At 64.3% G+C, this 21,442-nt stretch carries 18 protein-coding genes and 2 tRNA genes; 10 read left to right on the forward strand and 10 right to left on the reverse strand.

From position 1 onward, the window contains the following. Positions 1-7: 7 nt before the first annotated feature. From QRN34_RS03415 to QRN34_RS03445, 7 genes are all read right to left on the reverse strand, one after another. A complete protein-coding gene (locus QRN34_RS03415; protein ID WP_285401992.1) occupies positions 8-1,276 on the reverse strand; it encodes a TrbI/VirB10 family protein in 1,269 nt (422 codons plus the stop codon). Further along, complete coding sequence (locus QRN34_RS03420) at positions 1,273-2,082, reverse strand: TrbG/VirB9 family P-type conjugative transfer protein (RefSeq protein WP_285401994.1); 810 nt, start codon at positions 2,080-2,082, stop codon at positions 1,273-1,275. Before QRN34_RS03420 ends, QRN34_RS03415 begins: the two co-directional genes overlap by 4 nt. Next, positions 2,082-3,113, reverse strand: a complete 1,032-nt coding sequence (locus QRN34_RS03425; protein ID WP_285401996.1) for a type IV secretion system protein — start codon at positions 3,111-3,113, stop codon at positions 2,082-2,084. The genes QRN34_RS03420 and QRN34_RS03425 overlap by 1 nt, the downstream gene beginning before the upstream one ends. A gap of 20 nt (positions 3,114-3,133) precedes the next feature. Next, positions 3,134-3,625, reverse strand: a complete 492-nt coding sequence (locus tag QRN34_RS03430; protein ID WP_345782886.1) for a hypothetical protein — start codon at positions 3,623-3,625, stop codon at positions 3,134-3,136. A 789-nt stretch (positions 3,626-4,414) separates the two neighbouring features. Next, a complete protein-coding gene (locus QRN34_RS03435) occupies positions 4,415-4,957 on the reverse strand; it encodes a hypothetical protein (protein ID WP_285402000.1) in 543 nt (180 codons plus the stop codon). A gap of 20 nt (positions 4,958-4,977) precedes the next feature. Beyond that, positions 4,978-6,186, reverse strand: a complete 1,209-nt coding sequence (locus QRN34_RS03440; RefSeq protein WP_285402002.1) for a peptidoglycan-binding protein — start codon at positions 6,184-6,186, stop codon at positions 4,978-4,980. Positions 6,187-6,193: 7 nt separating this feature from the next. Further along, positions 6,194-6,910 (reverse strand): hypothetical protein, encoded by a 717-nt coding sequence (locus QRN34_RS03445; protein WP_285402004.1) that lies wholly within the window; start codon positions 6,908-6,910, stop codon positions 6,194-6,196. 292 nt (positions 6,911-7,202) lie between these two features. On the opposite strand from QRN34_RS03445, the gene QRN34_RS03450 reads away from it, so the two are divergent. From QRN34_RS03450 to QRN34_RS03475, 6 genes are all read left to right on the forward strand, one after another. Next, positions 7,203-7,712: a CinA family protein gene (locus tag QRN34_RS03450; RefSeq protein WP_285402006.1), complete on the forward strand. Its 510-nt coding sequence runs from the start codon at positions 7,203-7,205 to the stop codon at positions 7,710-7,712. Between the two features lie 97 nt (positions 7,713-7,809). Further along, the gene (gene recA / locus QRN34_RS03455; RefSeq protein ID WP_036140566.1) at positions 7,810-8,850 is read left to right on the forward strand and encodes a recombinase RecA; all 1,041 of its coding nucleotides are present in this window, start codon (positions 7,810-7,812) and stop codon (positions 8,848-8,850) included. Next, the gene (locus QRN34_RS03460) at positions 8,837-9,343 is read left to right on the forward strand and encodes a regulatory protein RecX (RefSeq protein WP_285402008.1); all 507 of its coding nucleotides are present in this window, start codon (positions 8,837-8,839) and stop codon (positions 9,341-9,343) included. Before recA ends, QRN34_RS03460 begins: the two co-directional genes overlap by 14 nt. 70 nt (positions 9,344-9,413) lie before the next feature. After that, on the forward strand, positions 9,414-12,047 hold the full coding sequence (gene alaS, locus QRN34_RS03465; protein ID WP_285402011.1) for an alanine--tRNA ligase: 2,634 nt from the start codon (positions 9,414-9,416) through the stop codon (positions 12,045-12,047). A gap of 303 nt (positions 12,048-12,350) precedes the next feature. Next, on the forward strand, positions 12,351-12,554 hold the full coding sequence (csrA, locus tag QRN34_RS03470) for a carbon storage regulator CsrA (protein ID WP_285402013.1): 204 nt from the start codon (positions 12,351-12,353) through the stop codon (positions 12,552-12,554). Between the two features lie 76 nt (positions 12,555-12,630). After that, positions 12,631-12,723, forward strand: a tRNA-Ser gene (locus QRN34_RS03475). A gap of 81 nt (positions 12,724-12,804) precedes the next feature. Here QRN34_RS03475 and QRN34_RS03480 read toward each other — a convergent pair. Beyond that, the gene (locus tag QRN34_RS03480; protein ID WP_285402015.1) at positions 12,805-13,845 is read right to left on the reverse strand and encodes a serine hydrolase domain-containing protein; all 1,041 of its coding nucleotides are present in this window, start codon (positions 13,843-13,845) and stop codon (positions 12,805-12,807) included. Positions 13,846-14,257: 412 nt separating this feature from the next. Here QRN34_RS03480 and QRN34_RS03485 point away from each other — a divergent pair, with 412 nt between their 5' ends. After that, complete coding sequence (locus QRN34_RS03485; RefSeq protein WP_285402017.1) at positions 14,258-15,409, forward strand: hypothetical protein; 1,152 nt, start codon at positions 14,258-14,260, stop codon at positions 15,407-15,409. Between the two features lie 274 nt (positions 15,410-15,683). Beyond that, complete coding sequence (locus QRN34_RS03490) at positions 15,684-17,123, forward strand: HWE histidine kinase domain-containing protein (protein ID WP_285402019.1); 1,440 nt, start codon at positions 15,684-15,686, stop codon at positions 17,121-17,123. Between the two features lie 61 nt (positions 17,124-17,184). Here the strand turns inward: QRN34_RS03490 and QRN34_RS03495 are convergent. After that, positions 17,185-17,261, reverse strand: a tRNA-Pro gene (locus tag QRN34_RS03495). A gap of 156 nt (positions 17,262-17,417) precedes the next feature. On the opposite strand from QRN34_RS03495, the gene hisS reads away from it, so the two are divergent. Both hisS and QRN34_RS03505 read left to right on the forward strand, forming a co-directional pair. Continuing rightward, the gene (gene hisS, locus QRN34_RS03500) at positions 17,418-18,809 is read left to right on the forward strand and encodes a histidine--tRNA ligase (RefSeq protein ID WP_285402021.1); all 1,392 of its coding nucleotides are present in this window, start codon (positions 17,418-17,420) and stop codon (positions 18,807-18,809) included. 30 nt (positions 18,810-18,839) lie between these two features. Continuing rightward, the gene (locus QRN34_RS03505) at positions 18,840-20,735 is read left to right on the forward strand and encodes an aromatic amino acid lyase (RefSeq protein ID WP_285402022.1); all 1,896 of its coding nucleotides are present in this window, start codon (positions 18,840-18,842) and stop codon (positions 20,733-20,735) included. Here the strand turns inward: QRN34_RS03505 and QRN34_RS03510 are convergent, their stop codons facing one another. Further along, complete coding sequence (locus tag QRN34_RS03510; RefSeq protein WP_051938681.1) at positions 20,736-21,434, reverse strand: response regulator; 699 nt, start codon at positions 21,432-21,434, stop codon at positions 20,736-20,738. It abuts the gene before it with no gap. Positions 21,435-21,442: the final 8 nt, after the last annotated feature.

Here is a 21,442-nt window from a genome sequence, read left to right on the forward strand (position 1 = left end):
AACTGTCTCAGTACCTCGCCACGACGCCAGCGAAGTCCACATCCTTGGCGACGTAGATCGCAAGTACCGAACCCTGATTGATGGTTACGGTTGCCGGACGATTGGCGGAGCGACGTACGGCCTCGCCTGCCAACTGCTGAATGGTGTCGGCCGTGTTGCTTTCGAACGGCGTCTGCGTCACCACACCATTGCTGATTGTCGTGTTCTGCGGTCCGTGCTCGGCTGCTTCATACTTGAACGCGTCGCTCAGCAAGCTGATGAGCAGGGCCGACCCTATACGACTGCCCCAATGGGCATCGTAGTGGCCGGGATGGCCAGCGCCGCCGAGTGTGTCGATACCGGGGCTTGCCATGTTCACGTCGATACCGGTGGGTGTGACGATGCGGTCCCAGATGACGGCTACGCGAGGGCCGCTCGGTTCCATCTCGTACTTGCCCATCACCTTGCTGCCCTTCGGAAGGAGCAGGCGCTTACCGGTGAAGGAGTAGACCGGCTCGGTCACGATGCAGGACGTGAAGCCAGGCATGTCCGTGATGATGCGCGTCTCGAGCACGCAGCGAATGAACGTGCCGCGGAGCATGATCGTGTCCGGATGCGTGAGCGGCGATGCGCTGGAGACATCCGGCAGGTCTTTGGCCGTATAGTTGAGATTGTTGTTGGGGCTCATCCTCGGCGCGCTACCTGGAACCTGCGGTTCGCCGTTCATGCCCGGGGGCAGGATGAAGCCACCAGGAGCACCTGGCGCCCCGCCTTCAGCCGACATGCCACTGGCAACACCGTTTGTGCCTTGATTGGACGCTGCGATACGGCGCTCGAGCAGGGTGGGGCCGCGGGGGCGCTCTGCTTCTGGCATGGCAGGCGCCTGCGCGGGCAGCGGCGGCGTCCTGAGGGCGATCGGCTGCTGGGGCAGTACGGTTGGCACGTTGTCCGCAGGCATCGGCGGCGGTGCGCGCGGTGCCTCGGGGATGCTAACGGTCTCTTCGCGAGCTTTCGGCGGCTCTTTCTTGCTGCTGCCGGTAAATGCCCAGAATCCGATGACCAGCAGGAGCAAGGCGATGCACGCCAGCAAGCCTAGCGCCTTGCGATTCATGCGCTGCATGTCGTTCGACGTCAGCTGAGGCGCGCTGCTGTCAAGATCCGGCTGCCTCGCCTGGCGTGCGTTATTTGAATATGGGTTGTTCGCCAGCGGATCGTGCTGGTCGTCTGCACGACCCTGCGGCGGCACATGACCGTCGTTGGATTCTTCATCCGGATGGTAGGGGTTGTTCGGGCTCACTTCTTTGTGTTCCTTCGCAGACCCACGACATTGCTGTCGTGGCGGATGACCAGGTAGGCGTACGTGCCATGGACGACGATGGTATTGCCCTCAACGGTGGTGTTTACCACCGAGTCTTCGCCGTGTTCCTTTTCGCGCATGTACACGGTCGGGAAGTTGCCTGTCGGAAACTGCTTCAGGTCTGGCATCTTGATATAGGTGAAGCGCCCGTCGTCGTAGACGTTGATTGGCACAAGCCAGGGCGGGGTCCTGCGCGTCTTCGAGTAATCGTAGTCGAAGTTGTAGTCGCGTCCCTTTACCAACGTGGTATCCAGCGCGGGAGCCTGTTCGACCTTCTTGGTCTCCGCCATGAAGCTGGTATCAGCCGGATAGGCGAACGTGATCTTGTACTGCACACCCGCACGGCGAGCCTGGTCCAGCGTTTTCCAGTCCGTGGCCACGACCTTGAGCTCGAAGATGTACGAGTGGGTCGCGGTACGGATCATCATGTTGGTGTCGACGTCGACATTCTTCGGCTTGATGTAGAAGACGTTGTCGCGGCGGGTCAGGTCCCAGCCGGTGCTGAAGCCAGTGCTGTAGTCGAGAATTTTTTCGTTGGGGCTCAGTTCGATCTGGGTAGCAATGCCCAGGCCGGTGCGCACCTGGTAGATGCGGTCCGGCTGATATTCGTAGCTCGTGACGCCGGTAACCGCCTGGATAGCGGTCGTTTGTGCCGGCTGCCCGGTCTCGGCGAAGGCCAAGGGGAAAAGGCTCAGTGCAGCCACGCCGATAGCGGTGCGCACGGTCAGCTTGGTTGGTCTATTCATCAACGGCGCCCTCCATTGGCGGCGCTTCGGGGCGAACGAGCCGCAGGAGCGGCATTGGAAGGCACAGGAACAGGCGTCCCTGCGGATGGCTGCGCGTAAGCGCCGTCAACGGGAATGGGTGCCGGCGGCATGGCTGTTCGTTGCAGGGTTTCGTTGGTAGGCGCGACAGGGGGTGTCTGCGACAGCCCCGAGCCCTGAACTACGCCAGCGGGAGGCGCGTCGTCGGGATCAACGCCTGGCGATGCACTAGCGCCGGGAGTAGCTCCGGCAGCGGGCGCGACAGGGGCGACTGGCACTTCGGCGGGCACTGCTGAGCCATAATCGCTGTCGACGCGGTAGCTCGTCACCTGGAAGCCGAGAGGATTCTCGATGCGGCTCTGGTCGTCCATGCGGAGTTCCGGTTTGTACGTGAATTCCATGGTCGCAATCTTGCTATCCAGAAGCGCTGTCGCACCGTTGCTCTTGTCGTAGACACTTCGCTGGAAACGCACTGTGGCCCCCCGCGGCGGGGAGCCGTTGCCACCGCCAAGCAGGACGATGCTGAGAATCTTGACGCGTACAGCCTTGTCCCTGCCGTAGATCTTGTACGGGCTGTTGTCATTATTGGCCGCATGGAGATTCATGTAAGGCCGGGCCACATCGGGTGACGCCATGGTCAGGACGGTCGGCCAGTCGCGCATGTTGGTCAACGCTACGTCGTAAGCCTCGCGTGCGAGTATGAAGTGTGCAATGTTGCTGCGGTTTACCGCTTCACTGGCCGTCACTCGTTTGTTGACCAGGTCGTCCGTCAGACGCGCCAGAGAGCTGGTTCCCGAATAGGGGTCCGCCATGACAATGTAAGGGACCTTCTCCTTGAGCGGCAGCATGTAGAAATAGCCGCCCACGAGAATCAGCGATACACCAAGCGAGCACATGGCGACAATCCATGCGCGGCGCTCGCTGCGCCTTGCGAGGTCGGCCACGGTAACTTCGAAGTTCACGCTCTGCTGCACGGCAGCGTCGATCTTCGGAGAATCTTTCTTCTTGAGCATGTGTGTGCGCTGCCTGGTTGTTACTTCGAGTCGGGCGTCGCGGCGACATTGCCCGCATTGGATTTTGATACTGCAGCAGTCGGCATTGACCCGTTGGGCGCGGCAGGCGGCGCGATAGCGCTGACTTCCTCGACGATCAATTGCGAGCCGTCGACGATGATGGCGACGCCTTGGGCTGCATAGATCGCGCTGAGCTGCGACGTGGCGTCACGTACTTCGGTGGTGTGAATGGCGGCGGTCGTCTTCGGCAGGGAGAAGTCCGAGCGAAGCTTGTACGACAGCTTCATCCCGGTATCGGCCGTCCACCGCGTCAGCATCGTCTTCAACGTGCCATCCATCGGCGCCGCATAGTAGGTGTACGGCACGGCGAGCGGGATCTCGACCACTTTGTCGTCGTATTTGTTGACCGGCTTCCAGCGGCCGCCGAAGTCCTTGGCGGAAGGCGTGCCGCACGCGGTCAGCACCAGGGCGAGGCCCGAGGCAAGGAGAAGGGTGCAAGCGGGGTTGAGGATTTTTTTCACGCGTGGCTCGTAAGTCATGTAAGGCAACAGAAAACATCAGCGGCCCTCGTCGTCGGCCTGGCCGGGACGCGGGGTCGAGAAATCGTTTACATCGCTACGAAACTGACGACCCAGCCAGATGTCCGGCGCCTGGCCGGGTCTGGTTCGGTCGATTCGCCACGACGCGAAGCGCGTTCATGGCAAACACTCCCCTTGAACAGCTGAAACCTAGGGCCCAACGGCCACGAGCGTGATGCAAATCGTCCATAAAACATCCTGTATCGAGCGCCTGGGCGCCGTTGCACTACATAACCGCTAAAGACCGGCCGAACGGGTTCCCGGAGCGATGTGATCAATCGCCACTTGCGGTTGCCGCGTTGGAGCCTTGAGGTTTCCCCCACCCTGAATGGAGCTAGTCCACGTTGTTAAGATAAAGCAATATCCACGCGCTGACTAGGGGTCTGTATACGCGTTTCTGCGGCCGATATCACACAAATTCCGGCTGTAACGTGAATTACGCAGTCCGAAGGTGACGTGGATCACGTTCGTAAGGCTGGTGTAAGAGACATGGCGAAATGTCTACATTCCGTGAAGTGGTCTTTTTGCGCATATCTGGATCCCTTGCTCGTAACGGTGTCACGGGTATATGTCAGGTTTGCTACATGCCATTAGCGGCGTTGTGGAACTGGGCCGGCCCGAGAGACGACATACTGACCGAGGCATCGGTGAGGAAGCAGTCGTCCACGCCCATGCTTTTGGGTCAGTTGCGCCCGCGTAAGTTCTCCGGGCGTGCCCGTGCGCTCAACGAGCCAGGCGATGCCAGCGTTTGTTGACATACACGCACACGCCTCCCTCGGGACAGGGGCGCAAACTCCCACGTATCCGCGCCTCATGCAGTTCACCTGCCCAGGCGGTGTCTTCTCTGTAGGTATAAGTGCTCCAGCCGATGGTGCATGTGGCAGCAGCGATGGCCAACAGGGCGCCTCCTGTGGCGAACAGGGCTTTCCAGACACTGAGGGCGTGCAGCCGCTTGAGCGCATGGATCTTCTCCTCCAGACCCGTACTTAGTCGTGTGACCGTCGACGACGCGCCCACAAGCACATGCTCGAGGTCGGCCGTCGCGGCTTGCGTGCTCGACAGGATCGCCTTGCCCGCGTGGGACATCAGATCGGTCGTGGCCTGTCGTGCGCTGGCTTCCGCGGTGCTGGCCAGGGCGTTTGCCGTGCGCGCCAACTCCGTCTGCGCCCGTTCGGTCTGGCGCGTCAGCCGCTCGCCAAGGTCTTTCAGTCCCGCGGCCAGCATGCCCAGTTTCACCGCCAGTTCTTCGACGTCCGTTCTATCCATGTGTCCTTCCATTCCTCGTCTCAGAGCGACATCACCGGGCCGCTTCGTTGCGGCGCGGCCATGACTTCCTGTTGCTGTAGCTGGGCCTGCTGTGCCTGTTGCGCCGCCAGTGCGTCCTCGGCCGTCTGCTGCCTGGCTTGCTCGCCATCCATCAGGAACTCGCGTCCGCCCGGTGTGTTCGCATAGATATGGCCAACCCGGCAAAGGGCGTCGACGTCGCGATCGTGTCCTGCCTGGCACAGCGCCTCGAACATCTCGTGAATCGAAGGCTCCTTCGAAGCGGCTTCCGTCCGACCGGCGACCCTGTCATCGGCGTAAGGCCCCCGGTTTTCCTTCAGATGCCGATGCGCGACCTCTGCGGTGTCCAGGGTCCGCGGACCGGCCACGCCATCGACGGACAGATCGTGGTTATGTTGGAAGTCCATCACCGCACGGCGCGTGGCATGGCCGAAATCGCCATCGATACGCACGTCGTAGCCGAGTTCGTGCAGTTGTTCCTGCAGGTGGCGAACATCGGCGCCGTGCGCTCCGGCCCGCAGCGTTGCGGCTCGGAACGCGCTTGCAGGTTGCGAGGCCTGTAACGGCTCACGTCCGAGCAGGTCATCGGGGGTGAGGGTCCCCTGGCGAAGTCCCTCGACCAGTTCCGGGGTGATGACCGCCGCCCAGCCTGCTACGGCCTCCACCCGCTCGTCGTAGCCATTGGTACCGCCGTTGATCCGTCGCGTTACCGCTTCGACATCGGTCCGGTCGACGTGCTTTAGCCGCTGGTGCCAGTAGGCGACGGCGACATCGGCCGAGACCTCGGGGTCGGCGGCGCGCTCGGGGTGCTCGATCAGGTCGATCCCGACCAGGCGCCCGTAGGTTTCGTAGTTGGCGCGACCGGTCAGCTGGATGACGCCGCGTCCATGGAAACGCCAGCCATCGCCCGGCGTCGTGTTACCCAGGTCGGTACGCCCGTCGTAGAAGAGGTTGGCAGTCGCTTCCGGGTCGCGCGCGGCGAGCACGGCGGCCACTTCGTCACGGGTGTGTCGCTGGCGAAGCTGTCCGACCACGCTCATCGCCCGGTCGGCGCTGCGATAACGGAAATCCTCGTGGGTGCGGGTGAACCCGGCGGATTCCACGGCGGTCTGGCCCATGAGGTTGGACAGCTCCGCGGGCGAGGTAATGCCGCTGTCGATGGCGCGCTTCAGCAGCTGCGCGGAATGCGGATTGAATCGAGGCGTGCGCATAGCCGGGTCAGTCGTCCGTCGAGGTGCGCGTGTCCAGCAGGCGCTGCAGCGGCGCCACCTTCAACTCGCTCATGGGGGTAAGCGGAAAGTCGCGCGGGGAAGCGATTTCGCCGTATGCCATGACGACATCACTGTTGGACCCGGCGTTAGTCAGTACATAGCCCTGGCTCATGGAGCTGACGTACCAGTGGCCGTCGGCACGGTGATAGACAAAGGCAAAGGTCGTGTGGCGCCGTACGCCCTGGTTGCTCCAGGTGATCGCTCCCGGTTTGACCAGCAGGTTGTCGCGATAGGCCATTTCCCTCGGGCGATCCATGACCGGGTTGTCCACGCAGTCGATCGCCTCGCGGCTCCGCTCGGCCTCCTTCCATGTGCTTTGCGCGCCTGTGCCGGTGCCAGAACCCGTGAAGACGAGCAGTTCGCACGCGTTACCGGCTGAGGTGTCGGGTTGTTCCGTGAACCGGGCGCCGCGGTACACGGCGATCACGAGGTCCATGGCGCCATCGCCCGTGGCATCCGCCTTTTCATAAGCGAGGACAAGGTCGTCCGGGGCGAGGACTGCGCGGACCTCGTCTGGCACCGCAGGCATGGCATCCACCGCAGCCACGGCGGGCAAAGGTGGCGCGAAGAATAATGCCGCCATCGCACCGAGTACGATCGAACGGCAATACACGGTTGCCGTCACACCGCGGGAGATGCGGGATGGCTGACCGGTCCTTTCCATGGGGCGTGCTCCTTTCCAGGGCGCGCCGGAGCGCACCATCGGATCAACATCGAAGGGGAGTGCAGGGACGCTGTGCCGCAACCGCTGGCACGACGCCTCGTTTTTGAATGGCAATGTAGGTGTGACGTGCTACGTCACTAATGGGTTGCCATCGTAGCCGTGCGTCGTGGCCGCGACAATGCGTTCGGCATAGAACTTTTCTGAAAAATCGTCAGCATGTGGTGGGCGTTGCATCGACACGCCGACACGATCCGGGTTAGAACCTTGGCCTTTATCGACAGGTAGCCCAGGTATGGCCACACAGAACATGCCCACCGACGATGACCTCATGGTGCTCGCCCAGGCCGTCGCCGCTGCCGCCCAGGAGCGGCGCGTCATGGTGGCCACGGCCGAATCGTGCACGGGTGGGTGGATCGCCAAGACCCTGACGGACCTGGCCGGGAGTTCGGCCTGGTTCGAGGCGGGTGTGGTCACTTATAGCTATAGCGCCAAGGAGTCCCTGCTCGGGGTCAACCCGCGCACCCTGGAGCGCACGGGTGCGGTCAGCGAGGAGACGGTGCTGGAAATGGTCTCGGGTGCCCTGGCGCGCTACGGCGCGGGCGTCGCCGTGGCGGTTACCGGCATCGCGGGCCCGTCCGGCGGCACCCCGGACAAGCCCGTCGGCACCGTATGGATCGGCTGGAAGCGCCGCGGGGGCTACGCCCACGCCAGCCTTCACCATTTCGACGGCGACCGCGAGGCCGTCCGGCGACAGACGGTGGCGGCCGCACTTGTTGGAATGGCTGCCGAACTGAAGGGCTGAACCCCCCGGGCTATGGCAAACTTGGGGATTGCGGATCGCAGTCCCTGAGACGACGGTCCGTCAAGATACCTACCTACACAAGAGACCGGATATGACGATGGACGACAATAAGCGCAAGGCGCTGGCGAGTGCCCTCGGCCAGATCGAAAAGCAGTTCGGCAAGGGTGCGGTCATGCGTCTTGGCGACCGCGTCGACGACAACATCGACACGGTGTCCACCGGCTCGCTGGGCCTGGATATCGCCCTGGGCATTGGCGGCCTGCCGCGCGGCCGCGTGGTCGAGATCTACGGCCCGGAATCGTCGGGTAAGACCACCCTGACCCTGCAGGCCATTGCCTCGTGCCAGCGCGCGGGCGGCACGGCGGCCTTCGTCGACGCCGAGCACGCGCTCGACCCGAGCTACGCCGAGAAACTGGGCGTCAACGTCGCCGACCTCCTGGTCAGCCAGCCGGACACCGGCGAGCAGGCCCTCGAGATCGCCGACATGCTGGTGCGCTCGGGCGCCGTGGACATGGTGGTGATCGACTCGGTGGCCGCGCTGACCCCCAAGGCGGAAATCGAAGGCGAGATGGGCGACTCCCACGTCGGCCTGCACGCCCGCTTGATGAGCCAGGCCCTGCGCAAGCTCACGGCAAACATCAAGAAGACCAACTGCCTGGTCATCTTCATCAACCAGATCCGCATGAAGATCGGCGTCATGTTCGGCAGCCCGGAAACCACCACCGGCGGTAACGCGCTGAAGTTCTACGCCTCGGTTCGCCTGGATATCCGCCGCATCGGTGCGGTGAAGAAGGGCGACGAGGTCATCGGTTCGGAGACCCGCGTCAAGGTCGTCAAGAACAAGGTCGCGCCGCCGTTCCGCCAGGCCGAGTTCGAGATCCTCTACGGCGAGGGCACCTCGCGCGAAGGCGAGATCATCGAGCTGGGCGTGCGCGAAAACCTGATCGACAAATCCGGCGCCTGGTACAGCTACAAGGGCGACCGCATCGGCCAGGGCAAGGAAAACGTCCGTCAGTTCCTGCGTGACAACCCGGGCATCGCCAACGAGGTCGATACCGAGCTGCGCGCCCGCCTGCTGGTCAAGGCGGGTCCCAAGTCCGAAGCCTCCACCGAGGCCGACGAGCTTGAGGAAGTCTGATAAGGGCACCGGGCAGGGCGACGGCAAGGCCGCTCGCCCCACCCGTACCGCGTACGACAAGGCGCTGGGCCTGCTGGCCCGGCGCGAGCATTCCCGCCGCGAACTCAAGCAGAAGCTCGAGCGCGGCGGTTTTGCGCGTGACGAGTCCGCCGTCGCCCTGGAGCGGCTGGGCGACCAGGGCTACCAGGACGACGACCGTTTCGCGGCCTCGCTGTTTCGCAGCCGGGCAGGGCAGGGCTACGGGCCGGCCCGCATCCGTGCGGAACTGCGCAGCCAGGGCGTCAGCGACGCCACCATCCGCGAGTTGATGGAAAACACCGATATCGATTGGCACGATCTGGCCGCCGGTCAGCTCCGTCGGCGCTATGGCGGACCCTCGGCCGACCCGACTGAACGGGCCCGGCGGGCGCAATTCCTCTTGCGTCGCGGCTTCGCCGCCGCCACAGTACGGGGTCTAACTCACGCCGATGCGGAAGACGCCGACGACGATTGAAGGCCACCAGCCTTGATTGGGACGGAGCGTCGACGCAACGCGTCTCGCAGCTCCCAAGCCACGATCGCTCATGAAAACCGCCGAAATCCGTTCGACCTTCCTCGAGTTCTTCCGGTCCAAGGACCACACCATCGTGCCCTCGGCATCGCTGGTGCCGTCGAACGACCCCACGCTGCTGTTCACCAACTCCGGCATGGTCCCCTTCAAGAACGTGTTCCTGGGCAGCGAAAAGCCCGGGTATGTCCGTGCGGCCGACGTCCAGCGCTGCCTGCGCGCGGGCGGCAAGCACAACGACCTGGATGCCGTGGGCTACACCGCCCGCCATCACACCTTCTTCGAGATGCTGGGCAACTGGTCATTCGGCGATTACTTCAAGCGCGATGCCATCCGCTACGCCTGGGAGCTCCTGACGGGGGTCTACAAGCTGCCGGCGGAGCGCCTGTGGGTCACCGTGTACCACACGGACGACGAGGCCTTCGATATCTGGAACAAGGAAGTGGGCGTGCCGGCCGAGCGGATCGTGCGCATCGGCGACAACAAGGGCGCGCCGTTCGCTTCCGACAACTTCTGGCAGATGGCCGATACGGGCCCGTGCGGACCGTGTACCGAGATCTTCTACGACCACGGCGCCGATGTGGCCGGTGGCCCCCCAGGCTCGCCCGACGAAGACGGCGATCGCTACATCGAGATCTGGAACCTGGTCTTCATGCAGTTCGATCGGGCCCCGGACGGCACGCTGGCGCCGCTGCCGGCGCCTTGCGTCGATACCGGCATGGGCCTGGAGCGCCTGGCCGCCGTGCTGCAGCACGTGCACTCCAACTACGAGATCGACCTGTTCGCGCACCTCATCGCCGAGGCGGGGCGCCTGACCGGCACCGCCGACCTGTCGAACAAGTCGCTGCGTGTCATCGCCGATCACATCCGTGCCTGCTCCTTCCTTATCGTCGACGGTGTGCTGCCGTCGAACGAGGGCCGCGGCTACGTCCTTCGCCGGATCATCCGTCGCGCCCTGCGCCACGGCTGGATGCTGGGCGTGCGTGGCGACTTCTTCTGGAAGATGGTGGCCCCGCTGGTGGCCGAGATGGGCGAGGCCTACCCGGACATCGCCCGCAAGCAGGCCTTCGTGGAGCAGGCGCTGCGCACCGAGGAAGACCGCTTCGGCGAAACGCTGGAACACGGCATGCGCCTGTTCGACGACGTGGCCTCCAAGTCGGAGAAGGTGATCCCGGGCGAGCACGCGTTCCGCCTCTACGATACTTACGGCTTCCCCGTGGACCTCACCGCCGATATCGCGCGCGAGCGCGGCATGAGCGTCGACATGGACGGCTTCGAGCGCGCCATGGGCGAACAGCGCGCCCGCGCTCGCGCGGCCAGCAACTTCGCCACCAAGGCCCAGCTGCCGGCCGAGGTGGCCAGCGCCGTCGCGCCCACCGTCTTCACCGGTTACGACAGCCTCGAACTGACCGATGCGACCGTGGTTGCCATCGTGCGCGACGGCAAGTCGGTGGATCGTCTGTCGGACGGCGAGCAGGCCTTCCTGCTGCTTGATCGCACGCCCTTCTATGCCGAATCCGGCGGCCAGGTCGGCGATACCGGCATACTGCGCAATCCGGCGGGCGCGCTGGCAGTGGAGGACACCCAGAAGGTCGGTGGCGCGTTCTTCGCGCACTTCGGCACATGGCAGGGCTCCGCACCGCTGAACAAGGGCGATGTGGTGGGTGCGTCGGTGGATGCCGCCCAGCGCCAGGCTACCGTGCTCAATCATTCCGCCACCCATCTTTTGCACGCGGCGCTGCGCACCGTGCTCGGCGACCATGTGGCCCAGAAGGGTTCGCTGGTGGCACCGGAGCGCCTGCGCTTTGACTTCTCGCATTTCAAGCCGCTGACGGCCGACGAACTGGCGCTGATCGAGCGCATGGTCAACGACGAGATTCGTCACAACGACGCCGCCGAAATCCACAACATGGGCTACGACGAAGCGATCGAGTTCGGGGCCATGGCGCTGTTCGGTGAAAAGTACGGTGCCGAAGTGCGCGTGCTGAAGATGGGCGATTTTTCCACGGAACTGTGTGGTGGCACCCACGTGTCGCGCACGGGCGATATCGGCCTGTTCAAGATCGTCTCCGAATCCGGCGTCGCCGCCGGTGTCCGCCGCATCGAAGCGGTGACCGGTGCGGGCGCCATGGCGCGCGTGGCCGATGAGGAGCGCGTGCTGGGCGAAGTGTCCGGCCTGCTCGCCGCCACGGGCGACGACGTGATCGAGAAGCTTCGCCAGCTGTTCGATCGGCAGAAGAAGCTCGAGCGCGAGGTGGAGTCCTACAAGTCCAAGGCGGCCAGCTCGGCCTCGGCGGGCCTGGCCGAGTCGGCAGTCGACATCGCGGGCATCAAGGTGGTCGCCGCGCGCGTCGAGGGCCTGGATGCCAAGTCCCTGCGCGACAGCGTGGACGTACTCAAGCAGCAGCTGGGCGATTGCGCCATCGTGCTGGCCGGTGCGGTCGACGGGCGCGTCGCGCTCGTGGCCGGTGTCGGCGGTTCGGCGCTCGGCCGGGTCAAGGCGGGCGACCTGGTGGGCGAAGTCGCCTCGAAGATCGACGGCAAGGGCGGCGGTCGTCCCGACATGGCCCAGGGTGGCGGAGTAGATAGTCCGGCGTTGCCTGGCATCCTTGCCGCCATTCCGGGATGGGTGCAATCCCGTCTGGGCTGAACGGCGAGTGGACTACGCGAGCATGGACGGCTGTAAGGCCGTTTGTGTAAACGTCTTCACGTGCTTGCGCGTTGCTTACCCGGGATTGGCTCAGCTAGTATGATCCGAATGCCGAAAGCGTTTTTCGGTATCGATCCTTCGGATCGGAAATGGCAGGACAGCTGGTCAGCGACACACACAACTAGAGCCGGGGAAGGCAGTTCGGCCTTCGATGGTCGAAACGTCAATCCATCGACGGCAAGCACTCGGGGTGAGGTTGTCGTTGGTGGGGAAGCCAATACCTGATTTTATGGAGTATCAATCATGCTGATTCTGACCCGCCGGGTCGGTGAAACCCTGATGATCGGCGACGAGGTGACCGTCACCGTTCTGGGTGTCAAGGGTAACCAGGTGCGCATCGGCATCAATGCACCGAAAAACGTCGCGGTCCACCGCGAAGAGATCTACCAGCGCATCAAGAACGAAGGCGACGCCGGCACGCATCCCGGGGACGACCAAGACCAGTAAGGCCCGAGGCTTTACGAGGCGTGCAAGGTTAAGTATCCTTGCCGGCTCGTGAGGGCAGGTCCTTCACGACAATCCCGGAGAGTTGCCCGAGTGGCCGAAGGGGCTCCCCTGCTAAGGGAGTATAGGGTCAAAAGCCTTATCGAGGGTTCGAATCCCTCACTCTCCGCCAAAACATCTAAGCCTCGGTTTTCCGGGGCTTTTTTGTGCCCGCGAGAAATGTGTTGGCGTGGTGAGTTTGTCCGGGACACTCTCAGTGCTGGCTGCCCAGGTACACATCGAGAATGCTTGCGACCAGCTTGTAAGGCTGCGACGCCTGAAGGTTCGTCAGCACGATCACCGTCAGGTGTCGATCGGGGATCGTGGTGATCCAGACGGCCGCGCCGCCCCCGGTGTGTATCGTTACATGTCCCTGCTGGCTGTCGTGCATGAGCGCCAGGCCGAAGTCGCCGGTTTTACCGTCGGTCATCACGTAGGGTTTTGCCATCAGGGCGAGGCTTTCTGGCTTGATGATCCTGCCGTTCCACAGCGCGTTCTCCCAGGTGGACATCGCCTCGATATTGCCGCTCAGTCCCGCCGCGGGCAGCAACCATTCCGTCGCGATCTTCGAGCCGAAGGGGTGGATGCCGTCGGTGGAAAGTACCGGTGCGCTGTTCGCATCGAGCTGGAGCTTCGAGTGATCGGCCGTGGGCTGCAGCGCGGTATACAGCGAGGCACGACCCGGCACGAGCGTCCACGTATCACCCCACCGCAAGCCGGTGATGCCCAGCGGTTTCAGCAAGCGGTCGTCGATATATTTCTCGTAAGGCATGCCACTGACACGCGCGATGATGTCGCCGAGCAACATGTAGCCGGTCTGGTTGTAGGTCATCGATGCGCCCGGCGCCTTGACCGGTTTGCGGGCAAGCAAGGTCATCAGCTCCGCACGCGTGCCCGCCAATGGCAGCACGTTGACGGTATCGTTCACCACATTGTCGGGAAGGCCGGATGTGTGGGAAAGGCAGTGGCGGATCGTGACGGGCAACCATGAGGCAGGGAGTTCCGGAAGATATTTCCTGACCGGATCGTCGAGCGCGATCTTGCCTTGCTCCACCAGTGTCATGATCGCTACGGCGGTGAATTCCTTGGTCGTGGAAGCGAGCGGATACAGCGTCGCGTTCGTCGCGGGCACGTTCAGTTCGACGCTGGCGAGCCCATAGCTCTTCTCGAACACCACCTTGCCGTCCTTGATCACGGCGACGGATGCACCGGGCGTATGGCGAGCCGCCATGTCCTTGGCCACGACGGCGTCCACCTGGGTTGCCATGGAGGTTTCCGCGTGTGCCAGCGGCGTCTGCGACAGGACGACGGCCATCAATAGACCCGCGAGATGCTTTGCCATGGCGGCCCCTGCTCCGATGAATGACTGGATGCATCCTAGAGAGGGCCAAGCCCCAACGTACGTGCCGGTCGGCCTCCGTACTTGTGGCCTACCGCGAGCCGGCCAGGCACCGGTCAGGCGGACCTTTCCTCGTACTTCGCCATGAAAAAACCCTCGGAGATTGGACGGGTGTCCAACTTCCGGGGGGGGGGGGCAGTTCACCTCCTGTGGCCTCGCCCTTATTCCTTACGCTAACATCCCGCCTCACGGAGATATAACTAAGAGGAAGGGGCAGATGGCTCTGCGATCTGTTATGTGGCTAAGGGCTCTTGTCGCCAGCGTTTCCATGATTGCCTTGAGCGCCCACGCCGCAACCGAGTGTGAGCAGAACTATTCGTCCAAGCCCAGCGCCGACGGTGGCACTATCCATCAGAGCTTCGTCGGCCTTTACGGTGTCGACACCGCCCAGGCCATGACCAGCCTCGAATCCAGTGCACGAAAGATCGGATTCCAGCCCCTCGGTGAACCCCACGTTGCCGCCGATGGCCTCATCACGCTGGCTGTCGCGCAGAAAGCTACTGTCAAGGCACGCGGCTTTCCGATCGTCATGGCAGTCTCGCCCCAGACCGACTCGGCCATCATCGCGTTTCAGCTGGCCAAGGGCGTGGGCGCCGCGACAGCGATGGGCAATATCTGCTCATTCTTCGACTCGGCCGGCCTGAAAGGTAATACCACGAATGCCAGCGGCAAGAAGAGCGTAGCCAACGCCCAGCTTGCCCTGCCGCTGCTCGGCAGCCTCAACGGCACGATGATCGACGTACAGGCGGCCAAGGCCACGATGGCGGCGAGCGAAGCCGCCAGCGGTCAGGTTGCTGCGGATGCCGCCAACGCACGTGGCGCGGCACCGGCCATCGCAGACAAGCGCAAGGTGATCACGCCCAAGTCGGTCTTCGATCCGAAGGCTGTCGATGCCAGCGCGCTTGCGGACGGTAATGCGACCATCAGCGGCATCACATGCGGTGTTGTCGGCGGCCAGAATCGACCGGCGGCTGATCAGGCCATTACGCTGTTCCCGTATAGCCCGTATCTCAAAGAAGCGATCGATCTGATCGATTCGAATCGTTATAAGGGTAATAAGGTCAGGGTGGATATCGATAAGCGTGTTTTCGACACCCGCCTCGATGGCAAGACCAACAGCAATGGCGACTTCCGCTTCACCCGGGTAAAGCCCGGTCGCTACCTGGTGATGACGGTATTCAGCGGCACCGCCACCTCGGTTCATAACAACCTCCGCTCGTCCTACGATCCGTCGCGAAACACCATATACGAGTGGACTGAGCAGGAGGAATCCACCTCGTCGGCGACGGATGTCCTTCAGGCTGATGTCACGGTGAAACAGGATGGCCAGGTGGTTGATGGTGTGGTGGTGAAGCCTATGGGCAATGGTCGATTTTTACCTGTACTCAGCAGCGTGTGTAAGTGGCATCACAACGGCTGACGGTTCCAGAAAGCCCTCCAGGATGCCGACTGGGATGGTGACCAGGTCACTCTCTGCCCTGATTGACCATCCGGACATCGAACCGACGGGGCAATGTTCGGCCACTCTCCTGCATCCGGCTCGTCGCACTCCCCGCCATTTTGCAAAAGGCCCTGTTTAAACAGGGTTTTTTGTGCCCGCTGAACGGCCCCGTCAGCGCGCAAGGCGGCAAGCCCCTTTCCCCCGGGCATCCCCATTATCCTCCGCACTGGTTCCCCTACAGCTGCGCACCCCCATGCCTGTCCCGTTGCCTCACCGACTCAATCCGGGCCGGATCGCCGCACTTCGCCGCAGTGGCATCCTCGACGAGCCCGGCGGCGTGCAGTACGCACATCTGGTCGAACTGGTGCGGATGATGCTCGGCGTGCCAGTGGCCATCGTTTCCATCGTCGACGAGCACCGCCAGGTGTTCGCCGGCCACAGCGGCTTGCCCGAGCCGTGGTCGTCCCGAGGGGAGACGCCCATTACCCACTCCTTCTGCCAGCACGTGGTGGACCGGGGCGCGGTGCTCTCGGTGAACGACGCCTATGCGGAGCCGCTGGTGCGGGACAACCTCGCCATTCCCGACCTGGGGGTGGTGGCCTATCTGGGCGTGCCCATTCGGCTGCCCGACGGTGAACTGATCGGGGCACTGGCCGCCATCAACACCCGGCCGCACGCCTGGACGGTGCACGACCAGCGTTTTCTCGAGTCGGTGGCGGTCATCGTCGACAAGGAGATCCGCGTCGGTGCGTCGGAGCGGCGCTACCGCACGCTGTTCGCACAGATGCGCGAGGGCTTTTATGTCGGTGACGTGGTCCGCGATGGCAACGGCACGGTGGTCGACTTCCTTTTCGACGAGGCCAACCCGTCCTTCAACCACCTCACGGGGCTGGGCCCCGTGGAGGTCAACGGCGCCTTGCTCAGCCACATGGCACCCGGCGCATGCGCTGAACTCCTGCCGGTGTTCGCGAACATCGTGGACAAGCAGGTACCCGGCGTCCATGTCGCCCGCTCCACCCTGCTGGCGGGACGCTGGTTCGAAACGCGCATGACCCCGCTGGGGCCGGATCGGATGATCGGCTTCGTCAGCGACGTGACCGAGCGACGCACGCGGGAAGAACTGCAGGAGGTGCTCAAGCACGAGATGAGCCACCGGCTGAAAAACACGCTGATGATGGTGCAGGCGCTGGCGACGCAGACGTTGCGCGCAGTGCCCGAGCGCGCGCCGGTGGAGGCGCTGGAAGAACGCATCACGGCACTGAGCTCGGCCCACGACATCCTGTTCGACAAGAACTGGGAAGGCGCCTCGGTGGAGGCGATCTCCCGGGCGGCCCTGGGGCGCCTGTGTATCGACAGCCGCATCGACTTCCGCGGGCCGCCGGTCGAGATCGGCCCCAAGGCCACCTTGTCTCTATCGCTGCTGCTGCACGAACTGGCGACCAACGCCCTGAAGTACGGCGCGCTGTCGAATGCGCAGGGCCGTGTCGAGCTCGGCTGGGCGCAGGAGGGCGGCGATTTCCTGATGACCTGGCGCGAGGTGGATGGCCCGGCCGTCATGCTGCCGTCCCGCAAGGGCTTCGGCTCCAAGCTGATCGCCATGGGCCTGGGCTCGGGCAGCGTGAAGACCGAATACCTCGCCGAGGGCCTGCTGCTGCAGCTGTCCGCGCCGGTGTCGCACCTGCAACAGGCCTAGGCCGGCCGCACAAATAAAAACGCCGGCGCTAGGCCGGCGTTTTCATAACGAACGTATTCGTTGGTCGGGGAGACAGGATTCGAACCTGCGACTTCTACGTCCCGAACGTAGCGCTCTACCAGGCTGAGCTACACCCCGACGGGAGCCGCGTATATTAGCCATGCACCCACCGGATGGCAACAGGGCGCTCCAACTTTTTTACCATCCCGCCACGGGAGCCGGCCCTGGCCATCTGCTAACCTAGGCGGCTGCCGCGTGGCGGCGCCCGTACAGCCTGTCCCCAAGAGGAATTGCATGGCACTCACCCCGGCCCGCACCATGCCCGGTGTCCTCGAGCTCCTGCCGCTCGACCAGATCGCCTTCCAGCGCATGCTGGACACGATCCGTCGCAACTACGAAAAGTTCGGCTTCCTGCCGATCGAGACGCCCGTCATCGAGCACAGCGACGTCCTGCTGACCAAGACCGGCGGCGAGACCGAACGCCAGGTGTACTTCGTGCAGTCCACCGGCGCGCTGGGTGCGGCGGCGGAGAAGGACGCTGGCGGCGTACCCGACCTGGCGCTGCGTTTCGACCTCACGGTGCCCCTGGCCCGTTACGTCGCCGAGCACGAGCACGACCTCAGCTTCCCGTTCCGTCGCTACCAGATGCAGCGCGTGTACCGGGGCGAGCGTGCGCAGCGCGGACGCTTCCGCGAGTTCTACCAGTGCGACATCGACGTGATCGGCAAGGATTCCCTCTCGGTGCGCTACGACGCCGAGATCCCGGCGGTCATCTACAACGTGTTCAAGGAACTGAACATCGGTGCGTTCACCATCCAGATGAACAACCGTAAGCTGATGCGCGGTTACTTCGAGAACCTGGGTATCGCCGACGCGGAGCAGCAGATGCTGGTGCTGCGCGAGGTGGACAAGCTGGACAAGCGCGGCGCCGACTATGTGCGCGACACGCTCACCGGCGACGCGTTCGGCCTGTCGGCCGAGGTGGCGGCGAAGATCCTCGCCTTCGTGCAGGTGCGTTCCACGTCCGTGGCCGATGCCTTCGCCCACCTGGATGCGCTGGGTTCCGGCTCGGAAACCTTCGAGCAGGGCAGGGCCGAACTGAAGGACGTGCTGACGATGATCCGCGACTTCGGCGTGCCGGAGACGCATTTCGCGCTCAACCTGTCGATCGCGCGCGGTCTGGATTACTACACGGGTACGGTCTACGAGACCACGCTCAACGACCACCCCGGCATCGGTTCCATTTGTTCGGGCGGCCGCTATGAGAACCTCGCCGGGCAGTACACCAAGTCGCACCTGCCGGGCGTGGGTATCTCCATCGGCCTCACGCGCCTGTACTGGCAACTGCGCGACGCCGGCCTCGTCTCCACCGCGCGCAGCACCGTGGACGTGCTGGTGACGCAGATGGACGCGGCTCAGTTGCCCACCTACCTGGCGGTGGCCACCGAGCTGCGCAATGCCGGCATCGCCACGGAAGTGGTGCTGGAAGGCGGCAAGCTGGGCAAGCAGTTCAAGTACGCCGACCGCGCCGGCATCCGTTTCGTCGTGGTGCTGGGCGAGGACGAGATCGCCAAGGGCGTCGTTACCGTGAAGGACCTGCGCCGCGAAGACCAGTTCGAGGTGGCACGCGCCGACCTGATCAAGACCTTGCGCGTCGAACTGGCCCAGGCCGACATCGGTCGCTGATCCTCCCTTTTACTTCGCACGGCATCGCTCATGACCTCTTCTATCCTTCTCGATGGCCGCAGCCTCACGCGTGCCCAGGTGGCGGCCATCGCCCGTCGTGGCGTCTCGATTCGCCTGGACGACGCGCAACTGGTCAAGGTGAAGCGCGCGGCCGACTTCCTGGCAGAGAAGGTGGGTGGCGGCGAGCCGATCTACGGCGTGACCACGGGTTTCGGCAGCAATGCCGACAAGCTGCTGGGCGCCCACCGCGTGCGCGACGAACTGGCCGGTGGCAACCCCGAGCCGCGCGAGGGTACGCTGCTGGAGGAACTGCAGCACAACCTGATCATCACCCATGCGGTGTGCGTGGGTAAGCCGTTCGCCGAGGACGTGGTGCGCGCGATGCTGGCCATTCGCGTCAACACGCTGATGAAGGGGCACTCCGGCATCCGCGTGGAAACCCTGCGCGCGCTGGCCGAGTTGCTCAACCGCAACGTGATCCCGGTGATCCCGGAGAAGGGCTCGGTGGGTGCCAGTGGCGACCTCGCGCCGCTTTCGCATTTGGCCATCGTGCTGCTGGGCGGTGGCGAAGCCTTCTACCAGGGCGAGCGGCTGCCCGGTGCGGAAGCGCTGAAGCGTGCGGGCCTGGCCCCGGTGCGCCTGTCGTTCAAGGAAGGCCTGGCGCTCAACAACGGCACCACGCAGATGCTGGCCACCGGCGTGCTTGCGCTGGACACGATGGACATGCTGATCCGCACGGCCGATCTGGCTGCGGCGATGACGCTGGACGCTTTCGCCGGTCGCACCGGCGCCTATGCCGAGCAGGTGCACGCGCTGCGCCCACATCCGGGCCAGGTGACCGCGGCGCGGAACATACGCGGCCTGCTCGACGGCTCGACGCTGGCCGACATCGCGTACCACATGGTGCCGCGATTCCGTCCCTGGTTGTCCGACTCGTGGGCCGATCCGGCCGACCAGGGTCACCGTTTCGACATCGGCTGGGACTGGGTGCCGGCCACGCAGCGGCATGGCAAGGAGGCGTTCTACTCGCGCTTCCTGCCCTTCAAGGGTGGCAAGAAGCACCAGCCGCAGGATGCGTACTGCCTGCGCTGCGCGCCGCAGGTGCACGGCGCCGTGCGCGATGCGTGGGAGCAGGCCTGCCGCGTGTTCGACGTCGAGCTCAACGCGGTAACCGACAACCCGCTGGTGTTCCCCGATGCCGAGGATGCCCAGGTCATCGAGGACCAGGTGATCTCCGCCGGTCATTTCCACGGTATGCCGCTGGCCCTGGTGATGAGCTACGTCAAGGCATCGATCCCGGTGCTGGCCTCCATCTCCGAGCGGCGCACGGCCAAGCTGGTGGACCCGGCCAACAACGACGGCCTGCCGGCCTTCCTGATCGGCAACGAGGACGCCACGGATTCCGGCTTCATGATCGTGCAATACACCGCCGCGGCCCTGGTCAACGACTTGGCCACGCGCGCGCACCCGGCTTCCGTGTATTCGATCCCGACTAGCGCCAACGCGGAAGACCACGTGTCGATGGGTGCCAACGAGGCGCGTCACGTGCTGGAGATGACCGAAGACCTCGGCCATGTACTGGCCATGGAGCTGTACACGGCCGCCCAGGCGCTGGAATACCGCCAGGACATGCTCAACGCCGCCCGCACGCTGGCCATGCGCGGCGACTGGCAGGCGCTGGCCGCCAAGATCGCCGGTGCGCCACGCGCCGATTCGCCGCACTACGCCCGTTTCGAGACGGAAGTGCGTGCCTTGATGGATGCCCTGGCCGGTGCCGAAGACTTCCATGGCGGCGTGGCGGTGCGCAACGCCCTGGCCACCGTGCGCGAGTACATCGCCTTCATGCAGCGCGACCGCGCGATGGACGGCGAAGTGCGCCTGATGTGCGAACTGGTGGCCTCCGGCCGGCTGGTGGCCGACGCCTGATCAGGGCGCGCAGAAGTTGAGGCTGGCGGCGGCCTCGTCCGCCGGCGACCAGTCGTCCAGCATGCCTGCGCGCACGCCGGCCAGGTACTGGTACAGCTGGGCGTCGTTGGCCAGGCCCAGCTTGAGCATGGCCGAGCGCTTCTGCCGGCTGATCGTCTTGAAGCTGCGCCCCATCGCCCTGGCGATCTCCGCCAGCTGGTAGCCCTGGGCATAGGCCCGCAGGACCTCCACCTCGCGTGGGGACAACCGCGTGACCAGTTCCTTGTCGGTGGGTGCGCAGTCCGTCTCGTGGAACAGCCGGCGGATGGCCGGGCTGAGGTAGCAGCGGCCGACATCCGCCGCATGCACGGCCACCGGGATATCGCGCAGGCTGGTGCGTTTGTCGAACAGCGCCGCCACGCCCATGTCGAGCAGGCTGCGCAGGATGGCCACGTTGGACAGCATGGTGAGGACGACGATGCCGGTGTCCGGCCGCAGGGCGCGTATGCGGCGGATCATCGGCATGCCGTCCGGACGGCTGCCCTCGGGCATGGAGAAGTCGGTGACGACGACATCGCACGGGTGATCGGTCAGGGCGTCGAAGAGGGCATCGGTGTCGTGCGCACGCGCCACGATGTCGTAGCGGTGCGACCTCAGGATGGTCTCGACCCCTGCAACCACGACCGGGTGATCGTCCGCGATGATCACGGTGCTCGGCATGGGTAGGG

Source organism: Luteibacter sp. ME-Dv--P-043b (assembly GCF_030209605.1).
Classification (GTDB): domain Bacteria; phylum Pseudomonadota; class Gammaproteobacteria; order Xanthomonadales; family Rhodanobacteraceae; genus Luteibacter.

Bases quoted from the DNA above. Each gene is read 5' to 3' on its own strand.
- QRN34_RS03420 (WP_285401994.1), bottom strand. From the start codon at position 2,082: ATGAATAGACCAACCAAGCTGACCGTGCGCACCGCTATCGGCGTGGCT.
- QRN34_RS03425 (WP_285401996.1), bottom strand. From the start codon at position 3,113: ATGCTCAAGAAGAAAGATTCTCCGAAGATCGACGCTGCCGTGCAGCAG.
- QRN34_RS03435 (WP_285402000.1), bottom strand. From the start codon at position 4,957: ATGGATAGAACGGACGTCGAAGAACTGGCGGTGAAACTGGGCATGCTG.
- QRN34_RS03440 (WP_285402002.1), bottom strand. From the start codon at position 6,186: ATGCGCACGCCTCGATTCAATCCGCATTCCGCGCAGCTGCTGAAGCGC.
- QRN34_RS03445 (WP_285402004.1), bottom strand. From the start codon at position 6,910: ATGGAAAGGACCGGTCAGCCATCCCGCATCTCCCGCGGTGTGACGGCA.
- QRN34_RS03450 (WP_285402006.1), top strand. From the start codon at position 7,203: ATGGCCACACAGAACATGCCCACCGACGATGACCTCATGGTGCTCGCC.
- recA (WP_036140566.1), top strand. From the start codon at position 7,810: ATGGACGACAATAAGCGCAAGGCGCTGGCGAGTGCCCTCGGCCAGATC.
- alaS (WP_285402011.1), top strand. From the start codon at position 9,414: ATGAAAACCGCCGAAATCCGTTCGACCTTCCTCGAGTTCTTCCGGTCC.
- csrA (WP_285402013.1), top strand. From the start codon at position 12,351: ATGCTGATTCTGACCCGCCGGGTCGGTGAAACCCTGATGATCGGCGAC.
- QRN34_RS03485 (WP_285402017.1), top strand. From the start codon at position 14,258: ATGATTGCCTTGAGCGCCCACGCCGCAACCGAGTGTGAGCAGAACTAT.
- QRN34_RS03490 (WP_285402019.1), top strand. From the start codon at position 15,684: ATGCCTGTCCCGTTGCCTCACCGACTCAATCCGGGCCGGATCGCCGCA.
- hisS (WP_285402021.1), top strand. From the start codon at position 17,418: ATGGCACTCACCCCGGCCCGCACCATGCCCGGTGTCCTCGAGCTCCTG.
- QRN34_RS03505 (WP_285402022.1), top strand. From the start codon at position 18,840: ATGACCTCTTCTATCCTTCTCGATGGCCGCAGCCTCACGCGTGCCCAG.
- QRN34_RS03510 (WP_051938681.1), bottom strand. From the start codon at position 21,434: ATGCCGAGCACCGTGATCATCGCGGACGATCACCCGGTCGTGGTTGCA.